This window comes from Paenibacillus chondroitinus NBRC 15376 (assembly GCF_004000765.1).
Lineage (GTDB): Bacteria > Bacillota > Bacilli > Paenibacillales > NBRC-103111 > Paenibacillus_E > Paenibacillus_E chondroitinus.
Map to the genome: position 1 here is coordinate 73626 of NZ_BILW01000019.1, position 18850 is coordinate 92475.

General features: G+C 46.1%; 13 protein-coding genes. All 13 read right to left on the reverse strand.

Features of this window, described 5'->3' with window-relative positions; translation table 11 throughout:
• Positions 1-21 precede the first annotated feature (21 nt).
• The 13 genes from PCH02S_RS20745 to PCH02S_RS20805 all read right to left on the reverse strand — a co-directional run bounded on the left by PCH02S_RS20745 (position 22) and on the right by PCH02S_RS20805 (position 18192).
• A complete protein-coding gene (locus PCH02S_RS20745; protein ID WP_127455857.1) occupies positions 22-984 on the reverse strand; it encodes an acetylxylan esterase in 963 nt (320 codons plus the stop codon).
• Positions 985-990: 6 nt separating this feature from the next.
• A complete protein-coding gene (locus PCH02S_RS20750) occupies positions 991-1476 on the reverse strand; it encodes a YhcH/YjgK/YiaL family protein (RefSeq protein WP_127455858.1) in 486 nt (161 codons plus the stop codon).
• Positions 1473-2453 (reverse strand): ROK family protein, encoded by a 981-nt coding sequence (locus tag PCH02S_RS20755; protein WP_127455859.1) that lies wholly within the window; start codon positions 2451-2453, stop codon positions 1473-1475. Before PCH02S_RS20755 ends, PCH02S_RS20750 begins: the two co-directional genes overlap by 4 nt.
• Positions 2450-3145: an N-acetylmannosamine-6-phosphate 2-epimerase gene (locus PCH02S_RS20760; RefSeq protein ID WP_127455900.1), complete on the reverse strand. Its 696-nt coding sequence runs from the start codon at positions 3143-3145 to the stop codon at positions 2450-2452. The genes PCH02S_RS20755 and PCH02S_RS20760 overlap by 4 nt, the downstream gene beginning before the upstream one ends.
• A 37-nt stretch (positions 3146-3182) precedes the next feature.
• The gene (locus PCH02S_RS20765) at positions 3183-4100 is read right to left on the reverse strand and encodes a dihydrodipicolinate synthase family protein (protein ID WP_127455860.1); all 918 of its coding nucleotides are present in this window, start codon (positions 4098-4100) and stop codon (positions 3183-3185) included.
• An 88-nt stretch (positions 4101-4188) separates the two neighbouring features.
• Positions 4189-5517, reverse strand: a complete 1329-nt coding sequence (locus PCH02S_RS20770) for an ABC transporter substrate-binding protein (RefSeq protein ID WP_127455861.1) — start codon at positions 5515-5517, stop codon at positions 4189-4191.
• 111 nt (positions 5518-5628) lie between these two features.
• Positions 5629-6459, reverse strand: a complete 831-nt coding sequence (locus PCH02S_RS20775; RefSeq protein WP_127455862.1) for a carbohydrate ABC transporter permease — start codon at positions 6457-6459, stop codon at positions 5629-5631.
• Between the two features lie 13 nt (positions 6460-6472).
• A complete protein-coding gene (locus tag PCH02S_RS20780) occupies positions 6473-7369 on the reverse strand; it encodes a carbohydrate ABC transporter permease (protein WP_127455863.1) in 897 nt (298 codons plus the stop codon).
• A 211-nt stretch (positions 7370-7580) separates the two neighbouring features.
• Complete coding sequence (locus tag PCH02S_RS20785) at positions 7581-9179, reverse strand: response regulator (protein ID WP_164819652.1); 1599 nt, start codon at positions 9177-9179, stop codon at positions 7581-7583.
• Positions 9151-10947: a sensor histidine kinase gene (locus PCH02S_RS20790; RefSeq protein ID WP_127455865.1), complete on the reverse strand. Its 1797-nt coding sequence runs from the start codon at positions 10945-10947 to the stop codon at positions 9151-9153. Before PCH02S_RS20790 ends, PCH02S_RS20785 begins: the two co-directional genes overlap by 29 nt.
• 310 nt (positions 10948-11257) lie before the next feature.
• Complete coding sequence (locus tag PCH02S_RS20795) at positions 11258-11482, reverse strand: hypothetical protein (RefSeq protein WP_127455866.1); 225 nt, start codon at positions 11480-11482, stop codon at positions 11258-11260.
• A 137-nt stretch (positions 11483-11619) separates the two neighbouring features.
• The gene (locus PCH02S_RS20800; RefSeq protein WP_127455867.1) at positions 11620-17928 is read right to left on the reverse strand and encodes a glycoside hydrolase family 9 protein; all 6309 of its coding nucleotides are present in this window, start codon (positions 17926-17928) and stop codon (positions 11620-11622) included.
• A gap of 51 nt (positions 17929-17979) precedes the next feature.
• Positions 17980-18192: a hypothetical protein gene (locus tag PCH02S_RS20805; RefSeq protein ID WP_127455868.1), complete on the reverse strand. Its 213-nt coding sequence runs from the start codon at positions 18190-18192 to the stop codon at positions 17980-17982.
• Positions 18193-18850 lie beyond the last annotated feature (658 nt).

An 18850-nucleotide genomic window follows, 5' to 3' on the forward strand; every position in this document is an offset into this window, starting at 1 on the left:
GTTATGCTCCTCTGCCCTGTTCTACAAACGGGCCATAAATTGCAGAATCTGATCCTTCAAGCCTGGAATCGGTTCATGACTGAAATCCGGATAAATTTCAAGTTTGACCGATGTTTTCATCTTATTGATGGCAGCAAATTGGGAGGATGGCGGACAAACCGTATCCCTCAGACCAACACCAATTAATGCGTCCGCTTGAATTCGCGGTGCTAAATGTTGTATATCGATATATCCCAGTTTGGTAAACCACTCTTCCTCTCGAAGATGCTGGGGATCGAAATAACGGAAGAAATTCTGAAGCTCCCAATACGCATCCCTCGCTAGGTCCATTTCCCAAACTCTCTTGTAATCGCTCAAAAAGGGGTAGACCGAAGCCACTTTGCGAATTCTCGGCTCAAGCGCCGCACAAGCAATCGCCAGTGCGCCTCCTTGCGACCAACCGGTAACGCCAACCCGGCCCGCATCCACCTCCGGAAAGTTCATGACGATGGCGGCTAGTTGCGCCGTATCCAGAAACACATGACGGAAGAACAGCTTGTGCGGGTCATGATCTTGCAATCCGCGAATGATATGGCCTCGCAAAGTATTGCCGACGACACCGCCTGTATCTTCGGATAGCCCGCCTTGGCCCCGAACATCAAGCCATGCGGTTGAGCAGCCGAGCGCTGTGTAGGCCAACATCTCCGACCAGTCCCCGCTGCAGCCGGAATAGCCATGAAACTGCAGGACAGCCGGATGCTGTCCACCCGCCGTTTTGGGCCGTACATATTTAGCGTAAATACGCGCTCCGTTTACACCTGTAAAATACAAGTGAAAACATTCAGCGGAAGGCACTTGAAATTCAGCGGGAATGAGTTCCACGCAAGGATCAACGGCCTGCATCTCTTGAAGCGCTTGATCCCAATAGGCGTCAAAATCCATTGGCCTCGGATTACGCCCTTCATAGGTTTTCAACTGCTCTAACGATAAATCAACGACAGGCATCCTGGACTATCCTCCTATGAAAAGGTCTTTATTGACTTTCACGACAGCTTTCCGAATGCGGGAAGGAGCAGGGGCGTCTTTTCCCATTAGGCCTGGCCTATGAACATCATGCGGATAAAAGACAGCGTACATGCCTGGCGTAAGCTCCAGATACTGTTCCCCGGCAGCGTTATCGTACAAGCTATAATCATTTTCTTTGCTGCTTTCAACCACAGTAAGGTCAGCCGATTCTCCCGCCCAACCGATCGTTTCTATGCCGTCTAACAATAAGTGAATGTCGATATACGTGTTGTGCTTCTCTGCCCGGGTTTCTTGCACGTCCCTTGCATCCAGTTCCATGACCGTATAGTAAATATCGTCGCCTTGTAACGTATATCTGCCATTCCCAATTTTGGAGAAATCCACGCCTTGTACCTCATCTATGATTTTCCTAAGCACCGGATGGACAAACTGCCGTTCCTTGCTCCAATTTTCCTTATTTCCTATAATCATAGCTGCACCTCTTCGTCTGCGTATTCCCAGATTTGCAAAGCCGCGCCGATCATGCCGCTCCAATTGCCTTTATAGGCCGGCTCGATACGAACGGCATCCAACATAGAAGCCATTGTTCGACTGCGCACTTCTTGACGCAGCCGGTCAAACAGAAGCTCACCCGCTTCTGCAACGCCGCCGCCGATGACGATCAGCCCCGGATTAAACGTGTGAATCAACGAGGCAATAGCTGTGCCTAGAGCGGCTATTGTTTCTTCCATAATCCTACTAGCAAGCGGTTCGCCAGCATGCCAACGGGCAAAAACTTCGCGCGTATCCACATCCTCCACAGAAAGCCCCTCTGTCACCAGCTTCTCTTTCATCCTTCTGGCGATACTGGTCCCGGATGCGTATTGCTCCAGACAACCACGCCCACCGCATATGCAGAACGGACCTTGAAAATTAACGGACATATGGCCAATTTCACCAGCTCCGCCCCAAGCGCCATGCACTAAGCGGCCTTCAACTACGATAGCTCCTCCTACTCCGGTTCCGAGAGCAAGGCATATAAAGTTATCGATTCCCTTTCCAGCACCAAACCGCTTTTCCGTGAGTGCGAGTACATTCACATCGTTGTCGACGTGTACGGGCAGATGAAATCTTTCCTGCATGATCTTCTTAAGCTCCGTACCTTGATAACCCGGTATAAGATCGGAGGAAAATCGAATTTGACCGCTCGCCCATTCAATCTGCCCGGCGCTTCCGATCCCGATGCCCCGTATTCGAATGTCGGGCCGCTCCAGCACCACTTTCTGGAGCAAATTTTCAACGGCCTCCATTGCCCGATTGCCCGTATGCGTTTGCCCCGCTAAGGTGCTGAGGCTAACCGAATAAAGGACCTCTCCCGACCTACTGACGATGCCTGCATTGATTTTGGTACCGCCTATGTCCACACCGATCGCATAAGCGGATTGAGCGTCATACCATCCGGCATTCATCGCTTCACTTCCCCCGAATCCAGGCTATTACGCACGGCATTCACATATCTCGAAGTAATCAGCTGCGGACGGGTAATCGCGCTTCCCACGACAACGTAGGGGACTCCGGTTTGCATCGCCTTGGCGGCATCCTCCGGTGACCAAATGCGGCCTTCCGCAACGACGGGAACCTGGACAGACGCGCACAATTGAGCCAACAATTCGAAATCAGGCTCATCTTGCTGCCGGCTGTAAGGCGTGTAACCCGAAAGTGTCGTTCCGATGAAATCTACGCCCAGTTTCTCTGCGGCCAACCCTTCCTCCAGCGTGGAAACATCCGCCATAACAGCCACTCCATGCTCGTGGGCATAAGCAATCAAGGGCTTCACAGCCTCCAGCCGTCCCTCGCGGTCCGTGACATCCAAAGCGACAATATCCGCTCCAGCCGATACGATGGCTTTCACTTCGGTAAGGGTCGGGGTAATAAAAATAGCCGAACCCGGAATATCTCGTTTAATAAGTCCGATCACAGGCACATTAACTTCTTGTTTGATGCAAAGAATATCAAATACACCGTTCGTGCGAATGCCAATCGCTCCGGATTGCACCGCGGCTCTTGCCATTTTCGTCATCGTGTCGCCGCCGTGCAGAGGTTCGTCGGCAAGTGCCTGACAGGAAACAATTAACCCTTTTTCAGGAAAAATGCTGCTCATTCTACTCATGTGTCATCCTCCCTTTCCCTTAAATGTATTAGACTTGAGCTTGGTTGATATACGCCATCATTTTCTCGTTGATTGCTTCTAAACGGCCCATTTCCGACTCTGGAACCGGCAAGAACGGCAATCTCGCTTCGCCGGTGTTCAAACCGCGCAGCTTCAGAATCTCTTTGCACGCACCATACAAGGACGGGAAGGACAGCAGTTCCGCAATCAGATCATTTACAATAAACTGCCATTTGCGGGCTTCTTCCGCTTTCCCCTCGACATAACACTGTTCGATTTTCATAAATAACTCTGGCATAACGCCGTATGTGCCGCCGATACCGCCGTCCGCGCCAATGCTGCGGCCTGCCAAATACTGCTCGTCCGGACCGTTAAAGACCAGGAAATCATCTCCACCAGCCGCTTTAAACTGCTGTAATTCAAAGGTGCTTTCCGCCGATATTTTCACACCGATGACTTTGTCTTGGGCTGCCATTTTCGTAAGTAAAGCTTTCGACAATTGAAACCCTGTCGTCTGAGGAATATGATAAATAATGAACGGCAGCGATGTGCTGTCTATCATTTGTTGCCAGTGATGTTCAACGCTTTGCGGTGACAAACGGTAATAAATCGACGGTACAGCCGATATCGCATGAGCGCCTACTTGCTCAGCATGTTTGGATAGCTCGACGCTATCTCTAGTGGAAGGTGCGCCAACATGCGCGATGATCGTCATTTCTTGGCCAACTTCCTCCATAACCGCCTCAAGCGTTTGCTTCCGTTCCTCGACGTTTTGAAGCATTCCTTCCCCGGAACTGCCTCCCACGTATAAACCATTCACGCCAATATTGGCATAGTGACGTGCTAATTTTTTAGCTGCCTCTTTGCTCACTTCGCCTTTCTCGTCATAGCAAGAATACATAGCTACCGTTATACCTTTGAAGCGATCTAAATCATAAGTTTTCATATTGTTCATTCTCCTTTGATTTGGTCTTGAATAAAATACGTTTCCGGTGATTCGAACCCCGGAAACGTATTTTCACTTATTTAAAGATCTATTTCGACGAAGCTGCAATAATATCGTTTGACTTCTTCACCCAGTCGTCCAATGCTTGCTGAGCCGTTTTGGCCTTCGTCAATGCGGCCTGAACCTCAGGGTAGAAGGCGGCGCGAGTTTGCGGGTACCCTGGTACGGACACACCGATGTCTCCGGCGTATTTGAACAATTCGATGGTTTTGCTTTTCATTGTGCCAGCCTCGTAGCTTTTCGCAAGCGATTTACGCGCTACAATGACGGATTCCGCTTGGGTCATCTTGCCCATGTTTTCCGGGTTGTTCGCAAATTTCACAAACTCTTTGGCCCATTTCATTTTCACTTCATTTTTGGTATTCCACATCCAGGTTCCATAACCAAACAATACGGTGTTGGAAGATTTTCCGTCCACTGAAGGGAAAGGAACGATATCGACATCAAATTTCTTGGCATTACCTTCAGCAAACGCTTTATTCAACGTCGGTAAATTCCCGATATTGCCAAACGCCATGCCAAGCTTGCCTTGAACGAACATATCGTTGAATACCGCAGTCGCTTTTAGGCCGGCCGCGCCTGGCGGAACCACGCCCTCATCTGTCAGCTTGGTCAAGAATTCAAGCCCTTTCACGCCTTCCGGAGAGTTCAGAGTTGCCTTCGTATCATCATCATTCCATGTTTTTGCGCCAAAACCCCATAAAATCGAATGAGTTCCTTGGTCACCGCCGGAATCCCCTGCGTAAAGCCCGTAACCGTACGTTTGCTTCGACGGGTCCGTCACTGCCTTTGCTGCTTTTAGAAATTGTTCGGAAGACCACGGCTGCATATTTTGAGGTAGCAGATCCAGCGCGCCTTTTTCTTTGAATAAATCTTTATTCACTAATAAACCGATAGCAACCGTGCTGTTTGGATAAATAAAGACCTTGTTATCAACCGAAACGGACTTCAATGTTTTTTCTTCGAAATCTTGTTTGTCGATCATATCGTCAAGCGGAACCAGCAGGCCTTTTTTGGCATAAGACAATGGCCAGAAGAATGAACCTTGTTGAATGTCAGGAACTTCGTTCGTATTGGCGGCGACGCTGATTCGTTCATTGATTTTGTCGTCCGGCGTTACAACCATGTTAATTTTCACATTTGGATTCGCTTTTTCAAATCCTGCTTTGATGTCATCATAGACTTGCTTCACATCTCCGCGTGCATCTACCCACCAAGTGAGCTCAACTTTCTCTTTCGAACCCGTTGTCGCTGCCGGCGCATTGCCCGCATTTTTTTTCTCGTCTGTTTTGGCGCATCCCGCGGCAGCGGTTAGAACTAACGCAGATGACAACAAAGTAATGGCAAGCTTTTTCATGTAAACCCCTCCAATTTTTCATTCATCAAATCGGAAACCATAAAACAATTCTCTTACTCAGTTGGGCGAAGGCTCACCTCCTACAGTAGTATCCTAGGGGCAATTTGTAATTTAACCCTTTACACCGCCAAGTGTGATGCCTTTCACGAAATATTTCTGAAAACTGATAAAAATAATGAATACCGGTATAAAACCAAGGGATGCGGCAGCCATTTGAAGCCCATAATTGGCCACATATTCCGAAACGAGTGTTGAAATACCCACATTTATCGTCATCTTGGTTTTATCGCTGAGCATAATCAGCTGCCAGAGGTAATCGTTCCAGACATACGTAAATGTAAAGATCGCAAGCGCGCCAATGGCAGGTTTAATAATCGGAAAGAACAGTTTAAAAAACAATCCGATTTCAGAGCAGCCATCGATTCTTCCGGCTTCCAGCAGCTCGGTCGGCACGGATTCGCTGAATTGCTTCATCATGAATACCGCAAACGGGATGGTCAACACCGGCAAAATGGCGCTTGCCAAATTGTTCACCAGACCAAGGTCCCGCATCATCGTAAATAAAGGGACAAGGGTAATTTGTCTGGGAATGAACATGGCAATTAAGACGGCGCTAAAGAAAAATTCGGAGCCTTTGAATTTCCGCTTGGTTAAAGCGTAACCAGCCATTGATGCAATGAGAACAACGCCAACAGTGGCAATAACAGAAACGAAACCGCTATTATATAACCAATAAAAGATGGAGCCGTCATTGATCAGATTGGAGAAGTTCGCCATGGTTATTTTTGCAGGGATCCAGTCAGGTGGGATTTTCACACTGGAAGACTGGTTCTTAAAAGCGCCGGTAACCATCCAATAGAGCGGAAAAATAAACAATGCGGCAGACACATACAGAAGGATATTCCCCAATACCTTCATGATCAAATAAGATGATTTAGCCATGAGTACTCCTCCCTTAGTATTGAATATCTGACTTCATGAGCTTAAACTGAACAACGGCAACAATCGAAATCAAGACAGTAATAATGATGCCCATTGCAGAGGCTGCGCCAAGCTTCCCATACACGAATGCGGTTTCATATAACAAAAACATAATCGTGGAAGTGGCGTAGTTGGGTCCGCCGCCCGTTAGCATTTGTACAACAACAAAGGTTTGAAACGCCCAAATCGTTGACATGACCAAAATATACAACGATGTCGGTTTCAAGAGCGGCAGCGTAATGTGCCAGAACTTTCTTGGCGCTGAAGCCCCATCGATATCCGCGGCCTCATAGTACTCAGGAGATATGTTACCCAAAGCAGCCAATAGTAAAATAATAGGTTGTCCCACGTTAAAGGTCACAACGACTAGAATCAGCGCTAATAAGGCTACGCGCTCATCAGAGAGCCACATGACGGGCTTTGCTCCGAACAAGGATAAGGCATAGTTGGCAATCCCGTTCACAGGGCTATAGATCCAAGCCCAAATCAAGGAAAGAATAACTTGAGAAGTGATGATCGGCAAGTAAAACGCACCTCTGAAGAAAGAGGCAATATGCTTATGTTTGCCATAAATGAGCACAGCCGCAAATATGGCGAAAATAAATGTCAATGGCACCGTGCCGACAACAAAACCGAATGTGTTGGCAATGGAGCGTAAAAAGACGCGATCTGACATCAATTCCGCATAGTTCCCAAGCCCAATCCATTCCTTCTGCCCTAGTCCGTAATCAAAAAAACTAAGATAGAAGGCATTTACAATCGGGTAAATCTCAAAAATAAGAAACAAAATGGCGAATGGAGCAATAAAAAAGAGCCCCCAAAATTCACCTCGAATAGACCGCTGCGACGCCTTAGCAACTCTGGTCGTCATCTTCACCCCTCCAAATCATAATCTGTTATTCTAGTTGTTTTTCTTTTTGTATAGCGCTTACAGAAATGATTATAGTTTACGGAAACTTTATAAAACAGGAACGTATCTATCGGTTTTGTTCATAAAAATAAGGAGTTTTTACGGCTGTTCACTTTTCCACGATCATTGTTCACTTTTTTACGAATGAGCAAACAAAAACAACAAATCCCCCTTAGGATAAGGAGGATTTGAATTTTACACGGTATTGTTGAGGGCTTACACCCATCGTTTTCTTAAAGATTCGGCCAAAATAATTGAAGTTCTCATAGCCTACCTTTTCTGCAATCGCATACACAGGCAGCTTGGATTCAAGCAATAATTCCGCTGCTTTTCCTATACGAATTTGATTGAGATATTCCGAAAAACCGACCTGCGTTTCTTTTTTAAACAAATAACTCAAATAATTTTCACTCATTCTGACTCGTTCAGCAGCATGCCTCAAAGAGATGTCCTCTGTATAATTGGATTTCATGTAAAGAATGAGTTGTTGAATATCTTCCCGGAAGTTTCCTCTCCCAAATGCTTTCCCCTGACCGCAGCAGTCATCAATGAGTTGTTCGAACCATTGCTTCGCCTTGCTCAATTCATCAAACTTAAGGACTTGTTTATATAGGGGCTCCTCCTGCTCAAGCTCTTTGAACAGGTCTTCCTGATAAGGTTTTAGGCCGTTCTGAATCGTATGCAGCAGATGTAAACACAATTGGATACACTTCTCGACAGGACCCTTCCACATTTCCATCCGTTCGAAGATTCTGTCCAATACTTGCTTGATCTCCGCCGCGTTCATACGGTCCAATTCGACTTTCAAGACCGTCTCATCCTCTTGCGGTATCACATTCCCCGCCGGAATATTCTCCAAGTGCTCCCCATAGAAATAAACCTTTTCTTTTCCTTCATAAAAATAATTTTGGAGTGCGCGTTTCGCCCTCGAGTATACGTCTGGCAGACTCTCTATGCCTTGAGACCCTTCACTGATCCCTATGCTAAGAGATAGATTAATAAATCTTCTTGCGGCCTCCATGATCTCCTTGCCGAACCTGATCGCTTCGTCAACTGTATGCACTCCCGCCTTTTTGGGAAAAAGCAGGACGATTTCTTCCTCATTCACATCTTGAAATATGCCCTCTGTGCTCTTGTCCAGCTGTAAGGAAATAAGATTCATGAACTTCATCTTGTCCGAGCTATCCGTTCGACGCTGATCACGATGAATGGTTATCAGTACAAAAACATACCCATTCAGGAAGAATGCGCTATCTTTTTCCGTAACATGCGAATCTTCCGCCGTAGCATTCCCCTGAAAAATCCACTGCTTCAGCCGCCGCGAACCTCCATTTTCACTCATTTCCACCGCAGGCTTTGTTTCGATTTGGCGCTGCCGAACCTCCCGGCTTGATGAAATTTTCTTCGATACCTCGAGCAGCATTTGCAAAAGCTCTTCAGGTTTTAATGACGCTTTCAAAATATAGTCCTCTACACCCAATTTCATCGCTTTCCGCACATATTCATAATCATTATGAGAACTGAGCACAATGATATGCGTATCCGGATACTCGCTCTTCACTTTCTCAATCAGCTCAATACCGTTCATTCTAGGCATGACAATGTCGGTCAGTACGATATCAGGCCTCGTCTTTTCGATAATCTCCAACGCTTCCAAACCATCCTGTGCATCCCCGACATAGGTCAGCTGATGCTGCTCCCAGTCAATCAATGATTTTATACCTAATCGAACCAAAAATTCGTCATCTACGAGCAGTACTTTCAGAGGCATAAGCATTCCCTTCTTCGATCGTTTTGAGCGGCAATTTGAACGCGACCGTCGTCTCATTCGCCTTACTTTGAATATGCAAACCGTACCCTTCCCCGTATTGAAGCCGGATGCGCTCATGCACATTCCTGATACCTATACTTTGCGATGCACCATGTCCTTGTCCATATCCTTGCAACAAGATCAGATTGATATCATCAATTTTGTCCGGCTGGATCCCTGTACCATTGTCTGTCACGGTTAAAATCATTTGATTATGCTCTTGGTCGGCCACAGCCTTAATGGTAATAACCCCTCTCCCTTCCATCGGCTCAATGCCATGGTGAATGCTATTCTCTATAATGGGCTGAAGCATAAATTTGATGGCTTCCTGCTTCATTAACGGCTCGGGAATATGAAATTCGACACTCAATTTATCGTTATATCTCAATTTCATTAGAGTAATATAATGCTGAACATAGTCCATTTCCTCTTTAAGCGAAATCAACGTTTCTCCTCTTCCAATACTCGCTTCCATCATACTTCCCAGGCTGGACAACATCTCCCCAACTTCCCGGTCATTGCGGATGTATGCCATCCATTTGATATTGTTCAACGTATTCAAAATAAAATGCGGGTTAATCTGCGCCTGAAGCGCTCGAAAACGCATTTCTTCTTTCTGCACATATTCCTCCTTCAGCCTTTGAAGCAGGTCCCGGATTTGTCTGGCCATGTGGTTATAGGTATCGATCAGCGTAGCAATTTCATTGGGACCCGAAAGCGCCAAGGAGCTGTTAAAGTCGTTTTTCTCTATTTCTTTCATTCGCTTATTTAAAAGTTTAACCGGCTTGGATACTCGGTAAGATATGCTGAACGCGAGGAGCATAAACACGATGACAATGATCCCTACCGTGATCATATTCGTTCTGCGTAAATCAAATATTTCTTTAAACACCGTATCGTAAGGAATAAACTGTATTAATTTCCAGCCGGTTAACCCAATGGTGTCATAGCTGGCAATCCATTTCTGATGATTTTTTTCCACAATCAGCTGCCCTTTGGAGGAGTCCCATATTTTGGAGACATCTTCTGGTAAAACCTCTATGGGATCCATACCCGCTTTCATGGAGCTGGAAATGATCTTCCCCTGTTGGTCCATGATCATGACATTGCCGTCCAATTTCGACATGTACTTGCGAAAATCGCTTTCACTTACGCTAAAAAGCTCGATCCCGATGTTTTGATTGGTTTGCACATCTGTAATGGTTTTAATCAGCGTAACGAGCTGACTCTTGTCATAATAAATATAATTGCGGCTGTCATTCGCCATCCAGCTAATGCCAAATGGTTCTTTTAACATCTCTTTATACCAGTCCGATTGAATATACTCGTCATATAAATCTTGTTGGACAATTTTGTTGCTTAACCAATTGCCGTGCATATCAAGCAAAGTTACATAACTTTCCGAAAAATAAGAAGAATAAAGCTTATTCATTGCATTATCTGCAAGCCGCAGCTTTTCATAATACGTAACGGAATTCGGCTGTTTCAGCAGGGAGGTGATATTGGGGTTCGTTGAGATATCTACCGCTGATTTCAGCATATCCTGCAGCAATAACTCAATGTTGAAATCGATTTGGTACAAAGCTTCAGAAGTCGCATTGCCGATTTTATTCTCAATCACGCGCTCCAGAGGCTTATCGATCCAGAAAGCGCTAATAAATAGGGGAATAATGAGAAACAATAGAATGAAAAAAAGAATCTGGTTGTGAATAGAATTCCAGCGTTGCATTGATTTTTTCACCCATTGCATGGCGCGACCCCACTCTGCTTAAAATTTATCTGCCCTTCTCCTCCATTCTCCAATTTGAGAACGAAAACGAAGAGCAACTTTTAGGTGAAGTCTACCACACTATGCGCAAAGGCACAATTTAGACCATTGACATATATAAAGAAATGAGAGGCTGTCCCAGAAGTCATTTCTATGACTTTTGGGACAGCCTCTTCATTACTCTAAATCTCTTTCGTACCAGTACCCTGGCACATCATGAACAAGCCGCATCAGCGCTTCCATGTAGAAGTAGTCCCCCCAGATGACGAAGTCATCCGGCGCCCCCGGTTACGACCTGCACATCGTTAAGCAATACGTCCGCTTTTTGCCCAGTTTGATCGATGATTGCTTTCACCCGATACCATGTATTTGGCATGTAGGTCCCCAAAGCTTTATTCAAAATGGACATCTGACCTGTTTCCGTTAGCGTCAAAAAGTTATTCCACACGCCACTTCTCTGCCCACTCTTCAATACGCGAGATAGTATCTTTATCATCTTAAACTCGTCTTCGAACCCGGACTCCTCATCCATATCCATAAAGAGATGCTGAGACTGTGAATAGTAATAAAAAGTTAGCCCCAATAACAAGAATAACTTCATTCTTATTATTGGAGCTCAAATTTACTATTTAGTTATTTATTATCCAGTAAATTATACGCAACATAAGAAAGGTCATAAATATCTACTTTGTTGTCCCTATTCACATCTGACCCCTTAGCCTTCTCCCAATCGATGTCGGTAGAATCCTTTCCATAATAGTAAGCTACAATCGCAAGGTCTCCTATGCTGATGATTCCGTCATTGTTTATGTCTGCATAAGCTACTTTGTTCATAAAGACAATCACTGCACTATTCAGTGCCGCAACGGAGCTGTCTACCTGGGATTGTGTTGCATTATAGTTATTGTACACTGACTTGGCCGCATCTATAGCCACACCGAAGATATCTTTTGCTTCCTGCGGATATTGTCCAAGCTGTGTTCCAACTACTGCCTCTGCATAAAGGCTTTCAGCATTAGTAATAGCAACTCCTAGGGCTGTCTTATCAACACTTTGTCCAGTTATCACTGAAGAAAGGAAGATATTTTTCGAATTATTCAAAGCGATTACTTGACTGTCTACCTGTGCCTGTGTTGCACTGGTGTTGTCATTCACAGCTTTTGCTGCATCTATAGCTGTCTTAAAGATATCCTTGGCTGATTGCGGGTATTGGCCAGTCTGTGTGCCTACTACCGCATTGGCATAAAGGGTCTCTGCGCTACTTATAGATGCTACAAGTTGAGCCTTATCAACTTCAGATGTAGTGCCTACTACAATTGTTTTACTGCTCAATACCGCCTCAATTTCTATTCCATCAGGCATAGTACCAAGGACCGCTTGGGTAACTGCAATACTTCCGGAAGCATTTGTTTTTGCCTTGAAGGTGACGTTGAGTATTTCCGCGCTTGGCGTAGTCAAACCATTTGTGGCCGCAGAAATAATTCTTACAGCGCCGGGAGTGGTTCTAGAGTCTACTACCATGATTTTGTCATTTGCACCTTCCACAGATACATACTCGAAGATATTAGGGTCATATCCAAGTGAAATATCCTGAGCATAAACGCTTTGTGACACATTATCCATACTGATTTTTACAATAAAGCTACTTTCAGGCTGTACATGGCTTGCTGCCGATATGTTTACTCTAGGTTTAGTTAGATCAACTACTGGAGCAGTTGAAATTGTGTCGGCTGCTTTTCCAACTACAATCCATTTGGCAGCGGTTTCGATACTGTAACCTGTTTCGTCTGGCAGATAGTTGTAATCGTCAACGGCTTCAGGGAAGTCCGACAGAACGTTGGCAGAACCGGCAACGATACCACCTGCGATGAAGTAACGGTCGGCACGGTTGCTGCCATACCCGTGTTTCGACGACTTGGTGCCCACTCCAGACACCCAAGAGGTGTCGTTATACATATGTGTGCCCAAGATATAGTTCGCTGCGCTGAGCGTATATTTCTCGCTCACAATCTCAGGAAAATACTTGTTCAGGATGCTCATGCTAACGCCCATGTTGAGAACGCTGACATTGCCGCCAGTTACCGGCACGCCAAACGGGTTCGAGATCTCGCTGTCCAATACAGGGATATAATTTGTTAGGGCTTGCTTAAATTCCTTCTTGAACCCTTGATCCATATAAGTAAGGACACGCGCTGCTTTCCAGCCGTCCATTCCGAAGTTTGAAGTACTCAGCTCAAGTGCCGAAACTTCCTTAATGAACTGTTTATATGTTTCCTTGTTGCCATTGGTGGCGATCAGGAGCTGCACAGCGGCCCTCCACTCAGCAGCAACCTGCGTTCCGCTAGTGACAAGGGTCTCTTTATTCCAGATGTTTTCCGCTGTTGCCAGGCAGCGAGCGGCAAGTGCGTCGTCAAAACCTTTGAGAGCATAGGCTGCCGATGCTAGTGCGCCTGCTGCGTCATACTGCATTTCCACGTTCTTGGTACCGACAAAAGCAAGTCTGTCGTCCAGCCTGCCAGATTTTAAGCCATATCTAGCGTCCGACGCGAGAGCACTGTCGTAAACGAATCCGTCTGAAGCCTTCGAGGCGTCACCTGACTGTGAATATTGCTTTAGGGTTGGAACCTTCATACCCTTGAATACGAAGCCGACATTTTCAATTTGGCCTAATATCTGCAGGATTCCCTGCTTCACTTGCTGCTGAATATCATTAATTCCGTCCATTCTGTGCATCTCAACGAAGCTAGATGCATTATCCATTGTGAATGTGTCATAGTCTACACCTAACTCTTTAAATGCCAAAGCGAGATCCTGGATCACACTAAGGTTGCTCGCAGTATCAAGTTCATAACCGCTTGGATTGTACCATCCACCAACGGCCAATCCAGGAATATGCTCATAGGGTGCATAGGTAGAATCCGTTACAGTTCCCATGTTCCATCCACCAAACGACTTCATATTGAGCGGAGCTTGAAGCGCGTCGTCTTTAAATGTCTGATTATGCCAGATGCGGTAACTCTCGCGAACAGTCATATGATCCATATGGACAGCGAGGAAGCCACTGAGGGATGACTGCCATGATCTGTCATAAACGTTCTTTTTTATCGGGAACGGATCAGTGCGTTCTCCAGCGTAACGGATTACGTACATACCAGGATCTTTGACTGAGGAGAAGTCAAAATTTCTATAAGTATAACGTGCCAATGAAGTAGGTGCGCCAAGCTCACCGGAGAATACTTCCGTATAGGTGCCATTCATATTCAAACGGTCAACATAGGCTGTCGTTGGTGCGTTGAAGTTAGGATCAAGTTCGATTACAGCAGCCTTTGATAAATCCATCGCATATCCAACCTGGCTGTGAGCAACATTGGGTTTGCGTGTCCAATCCTGCTTAACGTCAGGGCTGATGTGCCATGTGATTTCGGTGGCGTTTGCTGGAATCATGGTGCGAAGTATAAACCAGCCGTCCTGTGTATTGTTACGTCCGTCGTAGAGCGAGAGATCACCGTTGTCCGACGAAATGCGAATACGGTTTTCCTTATCCTCGGCGGCAAAGGTCATCTTCTTGCCGGTTGCAAAAGGCAGCGGTTGCATGTTGTCTTTATCACTTGCCTCGGTCCTAGCTCTCTCAGCACTCACCATATCGTCCTGAGGAACGAGAGGGAATACGCCGAAGGAATCATAATTGCCATCGCCGTTAGTATCAGCCTGGAAGCTCTTGCTGATGAACTGTGATGGAGCAAATTGTAAGCTGAAGCCCGCTTTGCCTATAAGATCTGCTGGCAGAGGATTGTCTAGCTTAACCGTAAGCTTGATACCGCCAGCTTCGGGTTCTGCCTTCAGGTTGTAACTAACCGCAGGGTTGCCCTTTGAATCTGATGGAATAGTCAAGCTCGCGCTGAGGGTATTATTCACATCGTCAACCGTTCGGCTGTTGCGTACTGGAGGGATAGTACTATCCGACTTATCCGGAGCATTCAGCAGGCTGATGTCGCCGTTGGTGGCGATACGGCGTCCGGACTGGATAAGCTCGATGCCCGCATTCTTCTTGTCGCCGAGTGCAGCGTCAAAGGTGTTATCATACATGAACAGGTTGAAGCCTGGGGTCTGCAGATATCCATCTGTTGAACTCGTCTTCTTAATACCCATCATGAAGTTATTTTTGAAGTCCTTGGTTGGTGCTTGAGTCTCAGTGGAAGACTCATTGGCGATCATACTCGCAGCCATACCTACAGAAATCCACTTAGACTGGTAGTTGATGATCGACTCGTTTTCAAACCACAGGAAGTTAAAGTCACCAAGTGATTCCACGAAATCTGGCGCAAAAGTGATGTGACCAGGCAGAATGGAACCGGGAATGAAGGACTGGTCCGCACGGTTGCTGTTATAGGGTTTCAATTGGGACTTCGTGCCCACACCTGACACCCACGAATTGTTGTTGGCAGGGTGTCTGCCCAGGATATAGTTCGCAGAGCGTAGAGTATACATTTTCAAGGAATCGATAGTTGGGAAGTATTTATACATAATGGCCAGGCGCTGACCAAAGCCAATTATGGTCGGTGATCCGCCCCAACCTGCTCCTGTGGTAAACTGCACTCCGAACGGGCTGGTTATGGTAGGATAACTAACCGTGGCCGCGTATTGAGTTACAGCATTTTCCACCTGAGTTCTAAAGGCCTCGTCCATAAGATCCATGATGAACAAGGAGTTGTATCTTGAACTTATACCGTTTGAGTTAAATGCAGTGGATGTTAGTGATGAAAGACGGTTCTTAAAATATTCAAACCTGCTGCTGTCGCCCATCTTTTTGGTCGCAAGCATCAGCTGAACCAGCGTATTCCATTCGGTGCCCAAGTTTGCCGGCTGGGATGCTCTTTCTTTGTCCCATATGGCGAGTGCAGTGTTCAGGGATTTGATCGCAAGCTCAGGATAATAATCATACAGTAAGTATGCAGCTCCTGCGATATCCGCTGAGGTGTTGCTGGTAAGAGTGCTGGTAAAGTTTCCGCCGCCGCCGCCGAGCAATAATACTCGATCGTCAGGTTTGCCAGAATATACGAGACCGTTGCGCTCAACGATTTCATTTGGACCAAGGGTGGAGTCGTATATATAACCGTCGGTATCGGAAGAAACATCGCCTAGATGAGTGTACTGGCGCAGAGTACGTAATTCCATTGTTCCGCCGTAGCCGCCGAGATTATCGATCTGTGCAAGGACATACTTGATTCCATGTGCAACCTGCTGCACAATATCAGGAATTCCGTCAGGCTTGTGCATCTGTACCACACCGCCTGTTTTGTCATCCCACTTAACAGATAACGTATCGCTGTTGTCCATATTGTTGAAAGCCTCGGCCGCAAAAATAAGGTCCTGAAGCACTTCGATTTCTCTGGAACCCTGAAGGTCAAAATCACCAGCGTCATACCAGCCGCCGACATTCAATCCAGGAATATGCTGCCCCGGTTTGATGCCTTTCGCAGTGATTGAATCCGGCATCGTTGCTGGCATGCTCATACCGTCAAACCAGGAAGCACCTAGAGGTCCTATGCTACCGTCATCCATATGCGCTGCTCCATGCCAGATGCGGTCGCCGTCGCGAACCTCGATATGGTCCATTTGAACCGCAAGGAAGCCACTCAGAGCCGATTGCCAGGATTTATTATATACGTCGTTCGCAATCGGGAATACATCGCTTTCCTTATCGCCATACTTTATGACGTACATACCAGTCTTGATTTCGCTTGTAAAGTCAAAATTCACATATTTATACCGTTGCCATGATACGGGAGCAGATACGTTGGCAGTGTATACCACTTCCTTAGAACCGTCTGCGTTTACATGGAGCAGGGACGCCGACGAGGGATAATTATTTTCATACTTGTCTAATTCAATAACTGCAAACTTCTCCTGGTTGGGAGAATAACCAACCTGGCTGAAAGCTATATTTGGCTCTCGCACCCAGTTCTGAACTACCTTGGGACGAATATGCCATTTTGCAACAGTGTCGCCTTTCTTGCCATCAGTGATCAAGTTACTGAGCACATACCAACCATTCTGCGCGCGGTCGCGAGCGTCATACAGCTGGAGTTTGCCGGTATCAGAGGTAATACTGATATTATTCAGCTCGTCCTCAGCGGCAAATGTAAAGCCATATCCCTCGACAAACGGAAGCGGCTGAGAATTGCCCCTATCCGTGTTCCAATCTTGTACGTACCATGACTGGGTCGGAAAGTTGGGACGCTCAACTTCTGACATTGTGCTCTGTGGATGGAGCGGGAATACTCCGAAGGTGTCATAAGGTCCGTTTTCTACGGAGATGGCCTGAAATGTCTTGTTCTCAAATTTTGAGGGGATGAACTCCATGTTGAACCTGGCCTTGCCAGCAAGGCTTGCTGGTAAATCCGAGGTAAGTACAACTGAGAGCAATGCGCCGCCTTCCTCTGGGGTAGCGATCAGATCATACTTGAGAGTTCCGTCCGTGGCTCCGTTGAAAGTCATCGGGCTGGTGATTTTGTTAGTCGTCATGTCAAATATTTTGGTACCACGGGTAGGCGCTGGAGTCGCGTCCCACTGCTCGGGAGTGGGCATATAGTGAATGTCACCATTGGTAGCTATACGATTCCCATGGAGGAACAGTTCGATTCCCCCCATGTGCTGGTCGCCGAAGACACCGGAATAGGTGTTGTTGTACATAACTACGTTGAAAGCATTAGAGTTTGCCGTTGTGAGATATCTGTTTGCGTCGGTTGAGCTGCTGAGAACCATAGAGAAGTTATTGTCATAGCTGCCAGCAGCTTGTACGGGAGGAATGGCTCCGATAGGCGCTAAACCTAAAACCATGCTAGCGCTCAGAGCTATCGACACGATTTTTTTCTTTAAAGAGTTAATGATAACTGCACTTCCTTTCAAAAATTTTTTTGAAATAAGATTCTGGGCAGTCAAAAGTTCTAAGCATCATTGATTTAATTCGCTTGCTTGCTCTTACCCTCTCCTTTAATTCTGATACATTTTGTATCTAAACTTGCACACATCCCCCCTATTCAGATTGTGCCTTGTCATTGCATCAAATAAATGCGTGAACAACTTCAGGAAAGAGGCTTGTGCGAAGTCTCTTTGGTTCCCTTCATTCAGGATTTGAATCTTTTTCACTTTGGCTTCCTGTTTCGCTTGTTTGGCAGGGTCGCCTTCACCCGAGCTTCCCGCCATTGGTTCATTTCCGGTTTCCCCCTTTAATTAGTTAAACGAAATGATTCTGCTTACACGATCTATTCTATCAGCGTTAAAGGCGAGCCCGCTACAGCGGCAGTCTGCATTCTTTTGCTCCCTATCAGCATTCATTTAATCCGATATGAAAACGGATACAATATTTTTTCAGTTTCTAGCATTATTTTATACCTTTAGTAAATGAGTCCTTTCATGCTACCTATTCATGCACTTCAAGTTAATTCATGGTAAATTCGCACATGACTTCCGCTGGGTCTAACGGCGAAATTTAAACATCAGCATCTGTCTGTTTAGGTTGAAGCATTCATCTTAAGGTTGGTGTGATAGAAGGTGCGTTCCTTGCGAGATTGGATTTCAAAAAGGCCTTGCAGAGCATCTACTCACCGTTTATGAGTTGTATGAGAAATCGTTGGGTTGCGTGGATTGAACACCCCAAATTCGGCGCAAGATGTAGCTATCCTCAACTATGGCTCATTAAAAAGAGGCTAACCATTCAATGGCTAACCTCTTACTGATACCAAACAATATGCTCTGCCTAGGTCATCATCAAACTCATTACCCTTCTAACATTCCCTATTTGCTAAAGAAATGAATCATAGAGAGGGAAGCGAGCCTCCCTCTCTATTGCTGCTGAGTGCTA